We start from the raw sequence: 13,742 nt of genomic DNA, 5'->3' as shown, positions 1-13,742 counted from the left end.
GACAACACCCGGCGCTATGCGGAAGTCGTGTGCTGCTCGGCGAACACCTTGCGGCACACCGGCGCACAGAACGCGTAGTCGACGCCCTCATGGGTGAAGGTGAGTTGCGTGGTGGCCAGTTCGACGGTCATGCCGCAGACCGGATCGATGGCGTAGCCGTCCGGCACCGCCTGTTGCGCATCGTGCCGGTAGTCCTCGGTGATCAGCTTGGTGATTTCGGTACTGTTCATGGCCCGGCCCAGGTTGCCGATGGCGTGCTCCCGCAGTCCGACGATCTGCACCAGGCAATGCGGCTCCCGGAACAGTCGGTCGGCGTCGGGCTCGGTCGCGGCGATCGCCTTGGTGATCAGCGGGACGATATTTCCGCCGAATTCGCTGTTGTTGCTCCACGCCGCGGGCGCGGTGAGGCGAACAAGGTAGCGCGGTGCGGCTGCCGATTTCGGTCCACCGGTGACCCAGACGTCGGGCGTGTGCACGATGACGTGGGTGAGTTCGCGCATCTTGTCCATCACCGCGTCCGGCGCGGAGTCTTCGGTGGTCAGCGCCCGCATCAGCTTTTCGGCGAGTTCGCGGCGTCGTTCATCGGTCATAGTCCGATCGGATATGAACAATTCGACAGTCATCATGAGTGTGATTCTTTCGCTGGTAGCAGGGGCAGATCGACGATCAGGAGGAAGCGGCGAGAGCGCGGCAGGTTCGCACCGGATGGCAGCGCCATATCGGAACGACCGGCCAACAAGCTATTGAGAACCAGGCCGAATATCATTGTCGAACTGAACCATTCGCCAGACCTTATAGTCCGTGTTCTCGTACCGGGACCAGTCCGAGGAGTTCGTCGACCGACCATTGGTCGTCGGCGTGTTTGCCGAGTTTGCTTGCCAGCACCCGGCCGTCGGGCGCGATGAGGAAGTCGCCGGGTAGGCCGAGGCGGCCGCCCTCCGGTTCATTGGGGGGCGCGGGCTTGTTCTTGCGGAGCACGGACACAACCGTGGTCGCGACGGCCCGTGCGATGGCCGGCCAGGCTCGTGGGTCGAGTAGTGCGCGCGGGGCAGACTCGATGCCGAACTCGCGGTAAAGGATTCGGGCCGGGTCGGCGATCAGGTCGAATGGCAGATCGCCCTCGTATTTCCGCAATTCGGCGGCACTGGAATGAAAGACGACGACCTCGCGAATGTTCGCGGCGAGGATCTCGTCGTGCCGGGTGGCGATCGAGCGGAGGTGCAGGTTGCACACCGGGCATCCGGCGAAGCGGCGGAATTGCAGGTGTATCAGGCAATCGGGATCGGGTATCGGCACGGTGGCACCGGCGACGGTGTCCAGCGTTCGGGTGGTCACAGTGGTTGGCAGCGGCATGATGCTCCTTCGTAGGCGTACGCGGTACTCCTACAATCAGTATGCGCGTACCCGGTACGCTGTCAACCCATGCCCCGTCCACGCTCGTTGACGCCTACCGCCATTGCGGCCGCCGCGCTCGCGGTGATCGACCGTGACGGCCTGTCTGGGCTCACGATGCGGGCCGTGGCCAAGGAGCTGCACATGGCGACCATGGCGCTGTATCGCTATGTCCCCGACCGCGACGGGCTCGAGGCGCTGGTGGTCGAGGAGATCTTCCAGGTGATCGATATGTCCCCGCCGCCGCAGCGGGACTGGCGCGACCGCGCGGCGGCGCTCTTGACGCGGATGCGTGACGCGGCGATGGCGCATCCCGACGCGGTACCGCTGGTGTTGCGCCACCGACAATCGTCGGTCGGCTCGCTGGCCTGGATCGAGGCGATGCTCGCGGTCCTCACCGAGGGTGGACTCACCGGCAGGGATCGAGTGATCGCCCAGCGCACGCTGATCGGCTTCCTGCTCGGGTTTTTGCAGAACGCCCACTATGCCTCGCTCGCGGGAACCGGCACCGCCGACATGTCGAACCTGTCCACGCAGGACTACCCGCACTTGGCGTTGACGGCCGCCGATGCGCGAAAAGTGTCGGCGGCGGATGAATTTCGCGGCGGACTCGAGATCGTGCTGCGCGGCCTTCAGCCCTAGCCGATCCACGCTGTGGAACGACGAAAGCCGTTGCCCGGCGCGGCAACGGCTTTCGACCTCTGGTGGTCAGCGTGTCAGAGTGGGGATGTCGATGGTTTCGGCCATGGCCCGCGCGCCCGCGTCGTTGAGATGCATGCCGTCGCCGCTGTCCAGATCCGGGCGGATGTAGTCGGGTTTGCTCGGATCTTCCACGGCCAGTGCGACATCGAACACCGCGTCGAAAACGTCTGTGGTGCGCAGCCATTTGTTGACTTCGTTGCGCATCGGAACGCCGGTTTCGGTGCTGAGGCCCGGGTAGATCACACCCGCGAAGGGGCCGATGGTGTTGGCGTAGACGGGCAGTCCCGCAGCGTGGGTGCGCTGGGCGAGAGCGGTGAAACCGGCGATCAGATCCGCCGCCGGTGCGGTGCCCGTCAGGATCAGGTCGTTGATGCCGAAGTTCACCAGGACGTGCGTCACCCCGGGGACGCCGAGCACGTCGCGATCGAACCGGGCCAGCCCATGGTCACCGATTTCATCCGTCAGTAGTCGGTTTCCGCTGATGCCCTGATTGACCGCCCAGCCTTCGAGCAGTCGCTCGTTGAGCACGTCGACCGAGCGATGGTTGGCGCCGTGGCTGGAACCGACCCCCTCGAACCAGGAGTCGCCGAAGGCAACGATGAGTGGGGTGTTCGTCGAGGTGAGCACGTCGATTCCGGTGACGTAGAAGCGGGAGGTGACCTCTTCGGCGTCCGGCAAACTGCTTGCGGCCGTGTGATTTCCAGTGGCAACATAGGCCGACTCCGAGGGGATCTGGGCGAACGGCGCCAGGCCGGTTTCCTCGGGAAGGTAGAGGCTCAGCGCCAGATCGGTGCCCGCGGTCACGGCCAGTTCGACTGCGTCGCTGGTGATGTCACCGCCTGCCGGGATGATCACCTCGGTGGCCCCGCCGAACCGCACCTCGACGTTGGTCTCGGTCACGATCTCCTCGCCCACCTTGCGTACGGCGATGTGCGCAGCGCCGATGGTCAGCGGTGCCGGGCCGTAGCGGTTGGTCAGGTGTATCCGCAGCTGCTCGCCGCCGCCGGCGAGGTGCAGCACCTGGCGCACTGTCTGATCGGCGAAGCCCCTCGGCTCGACCAATCGAATCTGCTCTGCCGGGTCGACGAGAGCCGAACGGAATCCTGCGATCCAACGCGATGTGGCAGCCATCGGAATCTCCATTTAGTTGACGTGAGGAATATTGCGATGACAACAACCTAGTACAGATATTCCTCATGTCAACTATCCGCATAGCAATTACCTCGACTAGGCTCGCACCCATGGACGCGACAGACCTCTTCGACGACCCCCGGCTCACCGCCAGTGGCCTGCTCTACGAGGTGCACGAGGGCCTGATCGCGAAACTGGATCCGATCTGGAAGGCGAACGGACTTTCGGGCCTGGACGCCAACGCGCTGATGCGGCTGAGCCGCTCGCCTGGTCGACGGTTGCGCATGACCGACCTGGCCGCCCAGACCAACCTTTCCACCAGTGGCATCACTCGACTGGTCGACCGCCTACAGCGGGGTGGGCTCGTTCGCCGCGAAGCCGCTCCCGACGACCGCCGCAGCTCCTACGCGGTACTGACCGCCGCGGGCGCGACACGTCTCGCGCGGGCGCTCCCCGCGTACCTGGAAGGTATCGAGCGATGGTTCACCGGCCTGCTGAACCGAGACCAACTGAACGAGTTGGTCCTCGGCCTGCGCGTCGTGCGCGACGCGGTCAATCCTGAGGCCACCGCACTCGACGAAGACACTGTCGGTCGGCTCTGAGGTGTCAGAACTCGACTTCGTGCACCGCGGCGTCGGCTCGCACGTCCAGGACCGTCAGCAGGACCATTCGGCACACCGACATGTTCGACAGGTGCCCGCGCAGGGTGATCACGGTGTGTGCCGCGGCTCGCCGGCACTCCTGGACCAGATCGACGAACGCCGGGGGGAGTGTCGCGCTCTGCGGTGCGGGCTCGTGGAACACGGTGCCCAGCTCGTACCCGAGTGATTCGGCGGTAAGCCGCAGTCTTTCTTCGCTCGGCGAGCTGTGGTCGTCGAGTAGATCGTCACGCAGGTATCCGTAGGCAAGAGGTAAAAGCGCAGTGGTCATAAAACTGACTCGGTTTCGGTTGCCCGGCTTGGAGGGGATTCCCTCTATCGGCCGGATCGGTTGTCACGGGGCGGCAGCTCACGCTCGTCGCCCCGTTGTCTGTGGCTCATGGCATCGGCCAGGAGCTGTCTCGATATCTTCGGCCTCGTCGGCGAAGATGTGGGACTGCCACCGATCCCACCGGTCGTCCTTGCTCGACCTCGGCCGCACCTCGTTGTGGACCGCGGGGATCGTGTTCGTCCTCGGCGGGCGTCTTGCGGTTGAACCCTCCATCCCGGGTGGGGGTGACACCTTTGTCCGCCGACACCTCCGATTCTTGCCGTATGGGTAGCACGGCCCGCATCGGTAGATTTGCCCATTCTTTGCGCAGCACCACCTACGCATGTGCCCGAACCGCCAACGGATTTCCGGAGTGATGTGCACGCTCGATCGGTGATGCGGTTCAGTTGGTTGGTCTTTTCAGTTGGTCGGTCTTGCGGCCTGGTCGTGGTCGCGGAGCAGCCGCAGGACGGTGGCCGGGGAGGGGTGCTGGCCTCTTCTTCTTGCCTTTGGCGATGACGAGGCGGGCGGCGATGTCGCGCAGGCTGTGGTTGTGTTCGCGCAGGTGCAGGGCCATGAACAGCATGGTGTCGTCGGCGACGGTGGCGCCGCCGATGGCTTTGCCGCGTTTGCGGCCGGATTCGTGGCCTTCCAGGGTGCGGTCGCGGATGTATTCGCGTTCCATGCCGGACAGGGCGGCCAGTACGGTGAACACGATCCCGGATGGGTCGTGGGAGCCGTGCAGGCTTTGAGCTGTGCGGCCAGGGCTGCCAGCTCGATTCCACGGCCGAGGCGTTTGTGCTCTTGTACGACGAGGGTGACCGCGACGCCGGAGGCGCGCAATTCTCGGGCCAGGGTGACGGGGTTGTGCAGTTCGGGGCGGGGTGGTGGCGCGGGTGGAGACCTTTTCGGCGAAGACCCGGCCGATGCCGGCGGCCGCAGGGAGTCGAGTTGGGTGTCCAGGGACTGGCGGGCGGTGGACGCGCGGGCATAGCCGATTCGGATGTGCCCGGCCGGTTCGGCGGCGGAGGTGGCCGGGCACGGCAGCTCGGCCCATGTGGATCCGAGCTTGCGCGGTGCCGGGGTGGGGACGTTGAGTGCTTTGGCGAGCGAGGGCACGAGGCGGAACCGTGCGGTGTGGTACTCCGAGCACGCGTACGCGGCTCGTAGCGGACGACTTCTGGCGCACCGCGTTTGTGACCGGCCCACGCTCGGGTGTTGTGTCGTCGCCGCTGAGGTCGGCATGCATGTCTCGTGCATGCGGCATGCAAGGGCAGACCGGCAGTCTGTGGTCACCAAGTTGGGCAGGGACTCGAAGGAGTGGTGATGAACCAGGCTGTGGTCGATGCGATGTGGGACTACCTGGCGGCGGGGCTGGCCATGGATGTTGCGAAGCTGGACGAACTGTACGACCCGGATTTCGTGAATGTGCGCACCGATGCGGCGGGGCGATCGGTGATCATTTCCAAGGCGCAGTTCATGGCGAGGTTTCGGGCAATGCGCGTGCGGGGGCAGTCGGTGAGTGAGTCCATCGACGATGTGAGCTTCCCGGCCACCGCGGTCTTCGATGACTACGCGGCGATCGTCATGCGGCGCGTGCAGGGTGGAGTGCCGGTCCTCTGCACCTTCATCTGGCAACTGCGCGACGGCAAGCCGACCACGATCCTGCGCGAATTCAGCTCGGGCAAGGACATCGGGTACCTGCTGAAGATGTTCGAGGCCGCGTAGTTTGTCGGTTCCGCCGCCCCAACCCACCCGCCATCACCGTCGCCAAGGTCTCCGGGATTGCCGTCCCCAGCGCAGTAGCCGAGAAGCCGTCGCAGCAGTTCCGGTGTAGGCCCGAGGCTCGGCGCTAGCTCAGCAATCCGGGCAACCCGGCCGGGAGTTTCAGGGTTGTCCGATGCAGCCTGCCGTCGCAGGCAACGCATTCGACGGTACGGGCTCTGGCACGGGTATCGGGCTTTGATGTGCCACCGGAATGAATCGAGACCGTCTGCCCGGCAGGCAATTTGCCTCTAGATGCTTGTGTCGGTGTCGGTGTCGGTTGGAGATTCTCGCGACCAGTGTCAGTATTCGAAACTCGAAACCGGGTCGCAACGGTAGTACCGCCCGGTGACGCCACCTGGCATCACACCCTCTCGGAGACTTGATATGGGCGCCGAACTCCACGACGCCGCCGATCGCAGAGCCAAATAGCTACAGTCACCGTTGTTAGGCCGCGTCTGTGTCGGGCCGCTCCAATGTTCGCAGCCACTCGCGGTGTTGTCGGCGTTCGTGTTCGTTGCGGGCGCGAAGGCGAGCGAGGGCATTGGCTAGGAGTTCGCCGGGGTGGTGGCGGTGGTTCACCTGCGGAGTGCCGGTGGGATCGATATGTGGAGGCGCGATCCATGCTGTTCGGCCCGGGTATTTCGAGTCGTGTCCCAGGGCAACGGTTTTCCAGCCACCGGGGCCGTCGTGGATCAGGGCGTGGCAGCGGTCGCAGGCCAGGGTCTCATTGTCGATGTCGGTGGGACCGCCCTTGATCCAGTCGGTGACGTGGTGGGTGGCGCACAAACTTGCTGGTGCGTCACAGCCGGGGCGAGTGCAGCCGCGTAGTGCGGCGACCAAGGCCATCCGTTGCGCGGGTGTCGCGAGGCGTTTGGTGCGGTCGAAATGTAGTGGCACTCCTTGGTGGTCGAAGATGACCAGGAACGGCAGCGCCCGCTCGGCGAGCTTCAACGCCTCCGACATCGGGACAGTGCCGCCGGTGGCGGTGGTCGCCACCCCGGCGGCGCGTTCTACATCTGTGATGTTCATTGTCAGGATCGTGGCGACGGGCAGCCCGCGGTGTGAGCCGAGTTCGTCGAGGGAGGTGTCAGGTTGCAGCAGTGCCGTGAACGCGTCGTGGGTGCGTTGTGCTGCGGAGCGGATATCGCGCCCGGCAGCTGCGGCCAGGGTGTCGTGGTTGATGAATTCGTATTCCCCGCTGGGACTTTCGGGGTCATCGGGGTTGTTCATGCCTGGTCGGGCGAGTTTCGCGAGCGTCGCGTCGAGCAGAGCGCGCAGGGCGGGGGTGATGTCGCCGTGGATGGGTGACATGCCGTCGGCGCGTTGGTGGCCGATGTTGATCCCGCGCATGCGTTGGCGGTCTTTGTCGTCGGTGAGTCTGCCGTCGGGGTCGAGGTGGGCGAGGATTGCTTCACCGATTTTGGGGATGTCGTCCGGAGAGCCGGTACGGGCAAATTCGGCCAGAATCTCTTCCGCGGCTTCGTATTCGGGATTCGACATGGATCCGGGGACGCGCTTCATCACCGAGGCGATCGCGCGGGCGTGGTCGGCGGAGACTGCTCCGGCGGACTGGGCCGCTGCTGTGTATGGCAGTTGTGATTCGACGGGGTCGCCGTTGAGATCGTGCCAGGTCCCGAGTGATCGGGCGGCGTTGACGCGACTCCCGGCATCGGCGCTTGCCAGGCGCAGGGTATGCATCAGGAACGCCTTCAGTGACTTCTCTCCTGCGCGATCGGGCAGGGATCGGTCGGAGGCCTCCACGATCAGCCGATGCCCCATGGTGGTGAGCATCCGGGCGGCCTGCTCGATATCGCGCAGCAGGTCGGTGACGGCATCGTCGCACAGGGCGGTGAGGGGTTGTTCGAGTAAGCCCGCGACGGCGATGAGCAACGGGTCGGCGGCCCGTTGAGTTACGAACCCATCGTTCGAACGCATGTTCTAATACTATCGACCTCGGCGGTCAGAGGCCATAGTGAATGGCATCTGATCTGCCCCTTTTCAGATTCCGTCGATGATGTCTGAAGCGGAGAGGCTCCGGATTCGAGCTGGCCGACAGTCATGCTTGCGCGAGTTGTCCGAAGCGGAATTTCCTCAGATAACCTCAGGCTAGGCGGGTGCTGATGGCGCTGGTGGCGTCCGTCGGTTCAATCCGCCCATAACGCGGCGCAGGGCAGGATGGGTGGGGTGTCGGGGAGGTCGTTGTCGATCGACACATCGATGCCGTGGCGGCGCAATTCGACTGCCAGCCGGTTCGTGACGGCGGCAGCAGCGCGATAGTCAGCACGCGCAAGGACGCGATACCCGGCATGTGAGTGCGGGCGTCGGGCCACCGCTTGCCGGAAGGTCGCATCAGCGAAAGACGCACGGAGGCTCCAGGAATCAGAGCCGATGCGTCTGGACGATCAGGGCTCAGTCGATCGAGCCGATGGGCTTCGGCCGAAACCATGCCCACCAATTCAATCGCGGTAAGCCCGAGTGAACGTGCATGCCCGCCGATCACCGCAACGTCCTCGGCCGCAAGCATCGCGACCACCGATAGTCCGACCGGTGTGATCGTGGAAGATCCGAAGCACGTCCGCAATCTGAATTACCTGTACGACAACGTGTTTGCGGCGATGCCGAACAAGCAGGATTCGTTGGCACTCATCGAGCAAACTGCTCGTGAGTTAGCATCAAGGACATGAGCACCAACCGCATCAGCACTCCTCAGAGGGATTGATTCAAGTCCTCGCTCTCCAAAGAAGGTGCCAGTTGCGTCGAGGTCAGGTTCGCCGGGGACACAGTGCTCATCCTTGACAGCAAGTACTTGCGTAGCCGGCCAACGACCCGGCCACCCCGCCTGTCGTCACGGTCCCGGCCGATTCGTGGGCCGCGTTCCTCGACGGAGCACTCGGCGGACCAGTCGATGAGGCGTTCGGCCTCCCCGCTATCGAGCACCGCACCGAGGGCGACGTCACCCTCCGTGCCGCAGACGGCATGACGCTGCACTACACCGCGGCCGAGTGGACCGCCTATACCGCGGGCATCCGCGCCGGAGAGTTCGTCGCGTAGCTCTCGGCTCAGCTGGCGTCGTAGCTTGCTCGGAGCAGTTTCTCAGCGCGGACGAGGTCTGATGAGGTCTTCAAGCGGACTTCGAGGTCGCCAGTGCCGAAATGTCCGATGCTGCGGACGTCGCGGGAGAAGCCGGGCTCTAGTTGTACTGCGTCGGGATCGACCTTGAGATAGACGAGAAGCGTCCGACTCTGTGGGTGTACCTCGACGCAGGCAAAGTTCTTGAGTCGCTTGTACGCGAAATACAGCTTGCGAGTGGTCTTCTGAACATCGTCACCGAACGCCGTCAGCTGCGCGTCGAGATCTGCGAACAGGTTTCTCAGCGACTCCGGTGCTTTCGACAGGCGGTCGTCCATTGTCGGTTCGTGTGTCGCCGACGTGGTGGAACTCGAATGCGTAGCCGGTCGAGTGGGCGTGCTATTGACCGCGGTCAGTAACTCGAGGGCCAGCAGCCCATCGCCGAAATTTCGATACCGGACGAGTTCGATGTTGTGGTTGTTCTGCTGCACCGCGTGCTCATCGTATCGAGTGAAATCCCCAGCAACACAAACGAGTCGGGGACTGGTCCAGTCGATCTGCTCGGCCGCGTCAGTGCCGAGCCGTTCCATGACGAGCAGCTTGAACTCGCCTTGGTGGTCGAGCAGCCAGTCCATGTAGAACAGACCCTGATTGATCACGTTCTCGTCGCGCGCCCGCTTGTACTCGAAGATCACCGGTGAGCCGGTCTCGTCGATCGCCAACGAGTCGATCCGGCCTCGATGCTTGGTGCCAGTGGAGTATTCCGAGGCCAGGAACCGTACGCCAAACAGAACCTCCATGTTCGACTCAATGGTGTTCTGGAGATGGCGCTCCAAAGCGGCCGAGGTACCGGATAATTCGGTCGCCTGGCCGCCTTCGATCCGGAACAGCTTAAGGTCACTCATCGGCGATGAGCCCCTCCCTTTCGGCCTTTGCCAGTTGCAGGGCCTCGGCGACGGCCGCGAACTCCGCGAGGGCTGCCTGGAGGTCCTCGCTGTCCTCTAGATCAGGATCCCGCAGCCAGGTGATGTCCAGGTTGAGCTTGTCCCGGGCGATCAGCTCGTCATAGGTGAACGGCTTGAAACGCTCTGACTCTTCGCGGGTTTCGCGGTCTTCGCCGACATCGCAGTGTTGCAACAGATTTCGGCGGATGTCTTCGCCCGCACCGCCCTCGAACAGCACGTTGTCCGGAAGGACAACTGCTGCGCGTCCGTCGATCGCCAGCAGCGTGTAGATGTGCTGGATGAAATTCAGCTGTTTGTTGGTGGTGGTCACCCAGAAGTCGGAGCGTTTGTAGCTCACATCCTCGCGGGTGATGCGGCCGATCTCGTCGACCGCGGTGAATCCCGACTTCCGGCCGAACGGAGGATTCGCCAGGACGAGGGAAACGCGGTTCTCGGGTGTCTTGGCAAGCGCGTCCTCGAGCTTGATCAGAGCGTCGCCGCTCGCCCGGCCGATACCATGCACCAGGAGGTTCATCTGTGCCAGGCGAGCGGTGTCCTCCATCAATTCGACCCCGCTGATCCCGCCACTCTCGAGGTGCTTCGCCTCTGGGACAGAGAGGCCGTCGCCATGATTGTCTTCGATGTACTTGTGTGCGGCGAGAAGGAACCCGCCGGTGCCGCATGCCGGGTCGACTATGGTGTCCTTCGGGGTCGGCTGCATACAGTCGACCATCGCGTCGATCAGAGCACATGGTGTGAAGTATTGTCCGGCACCGGATTTGGCGTCTTCTGCGCCTTTCTCCAGTAGTGACTCATAGGCGTCACCCTTGATGTCGACGCCGGTGCTGCTCCAATGCTCTTTGTCGATCAGATCAACGATCAGCTTCTCGAGTGTGGCGGCATTGCGAATCTTGTTCTGCGCGTTGTGGAAGATGCGACCTAGTGCGCCGCCGCGGCTACCCAACTCATCGAGGATGTCCTCATAGTGATCCTTGAGATCCTTGGCATCAGAGTCCAGTAGAGTCGGCCAACTGAGATGTTCCGGGATTATCTCCTCCCGACCGAGCCTGCGGTCGGCCCGTTCCTGCGCCATCTTCAAGAACAGCAGCAGAGTCAACTGGTCGACGTAGTCGAAGGTGGAAACGCCGTCGTGGCGCAGTACGTGGCAGTAGTTCCACAGTTTGGCGACCAGTTGCCCAGCGTCGGTGTGGAATTGGGCGGTCGTCACAGCAGGGTCTCCTGGGTAGGATTTGGCTTGGTTCGGCGGCGAGTGCGTTGGGGTCTCGACGTTGCGTCTTGTTCGGCCTTAATTCGCTCGAGTTGCTTCGTAGCAGGCTCGTCGTCGAGATCTTGGGGGATAAGGTGACCAGTGAAAGCTTCGGTGAGCATTGCTTGCCTCAGAATCAACCCCCGCCGCACAGCGGCGTTGATCCCTACGGTCAGCCGATTCGCCCCATCCAGTCGGTTCTGTGCTTCGTTTACTAGGGCATCTCGAAGATCGGGAGGCGGAAGCGCCACTTGCATCGCTTTTACGAGGCCGAGGTTCAGATTGGGTTGAACCCCACCAGTTGATAGCCGCCGAGTAGTGCAGCAAATAGAGCGGATCGGGCCCCCGGCTGCGGACTCTGATAAGGGTGTTCTGAAAGCAGCAGTCCTCAATTTCGTCCCGCCAGATAGCTGGCTTTCCGACCGCTCCAGGGCTTCCGGACGCTTCGTAGAGCACAATATCTCCCCGACGCAACCGATAGATTTCAACTTCCTCTTCGGTAAAGTTCAGGTAGTCGTGTATACGCGCATCCAGCGCGCCCTGGTCCACTAGCACCTTGATGCGTTTGAACTGGTCCTTCGGCATTTTCGATAGGCTCAGGTTCGCGAACAAAGCTTTGGTGAGCGTCTCGCCGAACTGGCGAGAATTCATCATCGACGTGTTGGGGTCGGTGAAGACGTTTGTCTCTGCGACCGCGCCGTAGAACACAAGAAGCGGTTCGTCTGCCAGCAGGTAGCCGAAATTTGCCGTTTGCGCCGCCGCCGCGTTGAGCTGATCGTTCTGTTGGTCGTCGCCGCCCACTGGTACCGCCCTTACCATCGCCTCAGCCCAACGGAACAGAGTTGAACCGTGCAGCATAACGAACGCGCCGCACGATCGGGGTGAATTTTTGGTTGCCGCATGACCGATATCGACTGTGCACTCTCCATCGAAACGCTGACCATGAGTGTTACCACCGTGATGGGCCGCACCATTGGTATCGCCTGCGGCACAGCCGTTCTGTGGAACGGAAGGTCGGTGGATGCAGGGCCGTCCGCTGCGGATGGAAGATCACCTAGTGCCCACCGGGGCCTACGGGGGAGACAGTTACCCCGCGCAGTCCATACGAGTTCACGATCAGCCCGGCATCTTTGCTGCCTGAAAGGTTGAGCCGACTATTCAACCGCTTTGTTGAGTCGTGCGGTGAGGACTCGGATGTGGTCGATGAGTTCGGGGGGTTCGTGGATGTGGAAGGGGAAGCCGAAGAGGCCCACGTAGATTGCCAGCTCGTCTAGGGAGTTGGAACCCGTTCGGAGTAGGCAGGATTGGGCGTCGATCGGTTCGATTACGCCGATGGTCGGCGCGATTTGGTCGGCTGCTACTTCGGCGGCGACCTGCACGGTGATGCGGGCGGAATAGCGGTAGGGGGAGGTGGTGACGCCGCGGGATACGTAGCCCGCGAGGTCGATATCGGGGGCTTCGCGTGGGGTGAAGCGGGGGCCGGTCGGGATGCGGGGAGTGATTCGGTCGACGCGGTAGGTCCGCCAGTCGGTGCGGTCGAGGTCCCACGCGATGAGGTACCAGTGGCGGCCGGTGTGTGCCAGGCGGTGGGGTTCGGTGGTGCGCAGAGATGTTGTGCCGCTGTGGCTTCGGTAGTCGAAGCGCAGGCGGTGGTTGTCGCGGATGGTGGCGGCGACGGCGGTGAGAACATCGGGGTCGACGGTTGCGGCCGCAGCGGGGACGGTGATGGTGGTGGAGTGCAGGAGGCTGACGCGGTGACGCAGCCGGGAGGGGAGGACCTGCTCCAGTTTGGCGAGTGCGCGCAGGGAACTGTCCTCGATGCCGGTGATGGTGCCGCCGGCGGCGGTGCGCAGACCGATGGCGACCGCGACGGCCTCGTCGTCGTCGAGCAGCAGCGGTGGGAGCTTCGCACCGGCGCCGAGGCGGTAGCCCGCGACACCCGGGGTGGCGTCGACCGGGTAGCCGAGGTTGCGCAGCTTGTCGATATCGCGCCGGACGGTGCGCGGATCCACCTCGAGGCGTTCGGCCAGTTCGGTGCCGCTCCAGTCGCGAGGCGTCTGTAGTAGCGACAGCAAACGCAGCAGGCGGGCGGAGGTTTCCAACATGAACAGAAGTCTGCCGGAAGCCTAGGACCAGAGACGTCCTAGGTGGGTCATAATGTAGACGGCATGACCACAGAGATCGCGAATTCTTCTGCGGTCGCGCTGAAACCGCAGCCCGTGAGCCTGTTCCGGCATGTCGTAGCCGGAACGGGCCCACAATCGATGCGAACACCCCATGGCTACAAGCGAGGCACAGTCATGAGCGAGCCGCGAAGGCTGACCCAGGACCAGCGCGAAGACTTCTGGCGCCGCTGCGGCTGGTCACCCGAGCTGCCCACCCCCGAACGCCTGACTATCGAAACCCGCTGGGACGACGAGTCGATCGACATGGCCGAGCTATTCGGCTGGTAACCCAGTCATCGGTGGCCAACTCGAGCCGCGAGAGCATCGAGCGTAATA

15 protein-coding genes are annotated in these 13,742 nt (G+C 63.5%); 5 read left to right on the top strand and 10 right to left on the bottom strand.

All coding sequences use genetic code 11. The annotated features are described in order from the left end of the window. Nucleotides 1-14 precede the first annotated feature (14 nt). On the bottom strand, nt 15-590 hold the full coding sequence (locus ACLMAJ_RS03260) for an ATPase (protein ID WP_412011927.1): 576 nt from the start codon (nt 588-590) through the stop codon (nt 15-17). A 202-nt stretch (nt 591-792) separates the two neighbouring features. Then, nucleotides 793-1,353 carry a peroxiredoxin-like family protein gene (locus ACLMAJ_RS03255; RefSeq protein ID WP_412011926.1) on the bottom strand — a complete coding sequence of 187 codons (561 nt, stop codon included), beginning with the start codon at nt 1,351-1,353 and terminating at the stop codon, nt 793-795. A gap of 69 nt (nt 1,354-1,422) precedes the next feature. On the opposite strand from ACLMAJ_RS03255, the gene ACLMAJ_RS03250 reads away from it, so the two are divergent. Further along, the gene (locus tag ACLMAJ_RS03250; RefSeq protein WP_412011925.1) at nt 1,423-2,034 is read left to right on the top strand and encodes a TetR/AcrR family transcriptional regulator; all 612 of its coding nucleotides are present in this window, start codon (nt 1,423-1,425) and stop codon (nt 2,032-2,034) included. Nucleotides 2,035-2,100: 66 nt separating this feature from the next. Here the strand turns inward: ACLMAJ_RS03250 and ACLMAJ_RS03245 are convergent, their stop codons facing one another. Continuing rightward, on the bottom strand, nt 2,101-3,225 hold the full coding sequence (locus tag ACLMAJ_RS03245) for a GDSL-type esterase/lipase family protein (protein WP_412011924.1): 1,125 nt from the start codon (nt 3,223-3,225) through the stop codon (nt 2,101-2,103). 110 nt (nt 3,226-3,335) lie between these two features. On the opposite strand from ACLMAJ_RS03245, the gene ACLMAJ_RS03240 reads away from it, so the two are divergent. Next, a complete protein-coding gene (locus ACLMAJ_RS03240; RefSeq protein ID WP_412011923.1) occupies nt 3,336-3,827 on the top strand; it encodes a MarR family winged helix-turn-helix transcriptional regulator in 492 nt (163 codons plus the stop codon). Nucleotides 3,828-3,831: 4 nt separating this feature from the next. Here ACLMAJ_RS03240 and ACLMAJ_RS03235 read toward each other — a convergent pair whose 3' ends face one another. After that, entirely contained in the window at nt 3,832-4,155 is a 324-nt protein-coding gene (locus ACLMAJ_RS03235) for a hypothetical protein (RefSeq protein ID WP_412011922.1), read from the bottom strand. Nucleotides 4,156-4,597: 442 nt separating this feature from the next. Beyond that, entirely contained in the window at nt 4,598-4,909 is a 312-nt protein-coding gene (locus ACLMAJ_RS03230; protein ID WP_412011921.1) for a recombinase family protein, read from the bottom strand. A gap of 611 nt (nt 4,910-5,520) precedes the next feature. Between ACLMAJ_RS03230 and ACLMAJ_RS03225 the strand changes: the two genes are divergently transcribed. Continuing rightward, complete coding sequence (locus ACLMAJ_RS03225) at nt 5,521-5,922, top strand: nuclear transport factor 2 family protein (protein ID WP_412011920.1); 402 nt, start codon at nt 5,521-5,523, stop codon at nt 5,920-5,922. 483 nt (nt 5,923-6,405) lie between these two features. Here ACLMAJ_RS03225 and ACLMAJ_RS03220 read toward each other — a convergent pair whose 3' ends face one another. Further along, nucleotides 6,406-7,896, bottom strand: a complete 1,491-nt coding sequence (locus ACLMAJ_RS03220) for an HNH endonuclease signature motif containing protein (RefSeq protein WP_412011919.1) — start codon at nt 7,894-7,896, stop codon at nt 6,406-6,408. Between the two features lie 509 nt (nt 7,897-8,405). Here ACLMAJ_RS03220 and ACLMAJ_RS03215 point away from each other — a divergent pair. Beyond that, nucleotides 8,406-8,645: a hypothetical protein gene (locus ACLMAJ_RS03215; RefSeq protein ID WP_412011918.1), complete on the top strand. Its 240-nt coding sequence runs from the start codon at nt 8,406-8,408 to the stop codon at nt 8,643-8,645. Between the two features lie 375 nt (nt 8,646-9,020). Here the strand turns inward: ACLMAJ_RS03215 and ACLMAJ_RS03210 are convergent, their stop codons facing one another. From ACLMAJ_RS03210 to ACLMAJ_RS03195, 4 genes are all read right to left on the bottom strand, one after another. Continuing rightward, the gene (locus ACLMAJ_RS03210) at nt 9,021-9,935 is read right to left on the bottom strand and encodes a DUF5655 domain-containing protein (protein ID WP_412011917.1); all 915 of its coding nucleotides are present in this window, start codon (nt 9,933-9,935) and stop codon (nt 9,021-9,023) included. Beyond that, nucleotides 9,928-11,202 (bottom strand): class I SAM-dependent DNA methyltransferase, encoded by a 1,275-nt coding sequence (locus ACLMAJ_RS03205; protein ID WP_412011916.1) that lies wholly within the window; start codon nt 11,200-11,202, stop codon nt 9,928-9,930. Before ACLMAJ_RS03205 ends, ACLMAJ_RS03210 begins: the two co-directional genes overlap by 8 nt. 78 nt (nt 11,203-11,280) lie before the next feature. After that, a complete protein-coding gene (locus ACLMAJ_RS03200) occupies nt 11,281-12,042 on the bottom strand; it encodes a restriction endonuclease subunit S domain-containing protein (protein ID WP_412011915.1) in 762 nt (253 codons plus the stop codon). A gap of 353 nt (nt 12,043-12,395) precedes the next feature. Further along, nucleotides 12,396-13,346 (bottom strand): helix-turn-helix transcriptional regulator, encoded by a 951-nt coding sequence (locus ACLMAJ_RS03195; protein ID WP_412011914.1) that lies wholly within the window; start codon nt 13,344-13,346, stop codon nt 12,396-12,398. Between the two features lie 63 nt (nt 13,347-13,409). Here ACLMAJ_RS03195 and ACLMAJ_RS03190 point away from each other — a divergent pair, with 63 nt between their 5' ends. Then, nucleotides 13,410-13,694, top strand: coding sequence for a hypothetical protein (locus ACLMAJ_RS03190; RefSeq protein ID WP_412011913.1), 285 nt, complete (start codon nt 13,410-13,412; stop codon nt 13,692-13,694). Nucleotides 13,695-13,742 lie beyond the last annotated feature (48 nt).

It is taken from the genome of Nocardia arseniciresistens, assembly GCF_046764875.1.
Taxonomy (GTDB): domain Bacteria; phylum Actinomycetota; class Actinomycetes; order Mycobacteriales; family Mycobacteriaceae; genus Nocardia; species Nocardia arseniciresistens.
This window is presented reverse-complemented; position numbering and strand designations above follow the sequence as displayed.

Excerpts from the sequence above, each read along its gene's own strand:
- ACLMAJ_RS03260 (WP_412011927.1), bottom strand. The coding sequence starts at position 590 with ATGACCGATGAACGACGCCGCGAACTCGCCGAAAAGCTGATGCGGGCG.
- ACLMAJ_RS03255 (WP_412011926.1), bottom strand. The coding sequence starts at position 1,353 with ATGCCGCTGCCAACCACTGTGACCACCCGAACGCTGGACACCGTCGCC.
- ACLMAJ_RS03250 (WP_412011925.1), top strand. The coding sequence starts at position 1,423 with ATGCCCCGTCCACGCTCGTTGACGCCTACCGCCATTGCGGCCGCCGCG.
- ACLMAJ_RS03245 (WP_412011924.1), bottom strand. The coding sequence starts at position 3,225 with ATGGCTGCCACATCGCGTTGGATCGCAGGATTCCGTTCGGCTCTCGTC.
- ACLMAJ_RS03240 (WP_412011923.1), top strand. The coding sequence starts at position 3,336 with ATGGACGCGACAGACCTCTTCGACGACCCCCGGCTCACCGCCAGTGGC.
- ACLMAJ_RS03235 (WP_412011922.1), bottom strand. The coding sequence starts at position 4,155 with ATGACCACTGCGCTTTTACCTCTTGCCTACGGATACCTGCGTGACGAT.
- ACLMAJ_RS03225 (WP_412011920.1), top strand. The coding sequence starts at position 5,521 with ATGAACCAGGCTGTGGTCGATGCGATGTGGGACTACCTGGCGGCGGGG.
- ACLMAJ_RS03220 (WP_412011919.1), bottom strand. The coding sequence starts at position 7,896 with ATGCGTTCGAACGATGGGTTCGTAACTCAACGGGCCGCCGACCCGTTG.
- ACLMAJ_RS03215 (WP_412011918.1), top strand. The coding sequence starts at position 8,406 with ATGCCCACCAATTCAATCGCGGTAAGCCCGAGTGAACGTGCATGCCCG.
- ACLMAJ_RS03210 (WP_412011917.1), bottom strand. The coding sequence starts at position 9,935 with ATGAGTGACCTTAAGCTGTTCCGGATCGAAGGCGGCCAGGCGACCGAA.
- ACLMAJ_RS03195 (WP_412011914.1), bottom strand. The coding sequence starts at position 13,346 with ATGTTGGAAACCTCCGCCCGCCTGCTGCGTTTGCTGTCGCTACTACAG.
- ACLMAJ_RS03190 (WP_412011913.1), top strand. The coding sequence starts at position 13,410 with ATGACCACAGAGATCGCGAATTCTTCTGCGGTCGCGCTGAAACCGCAG.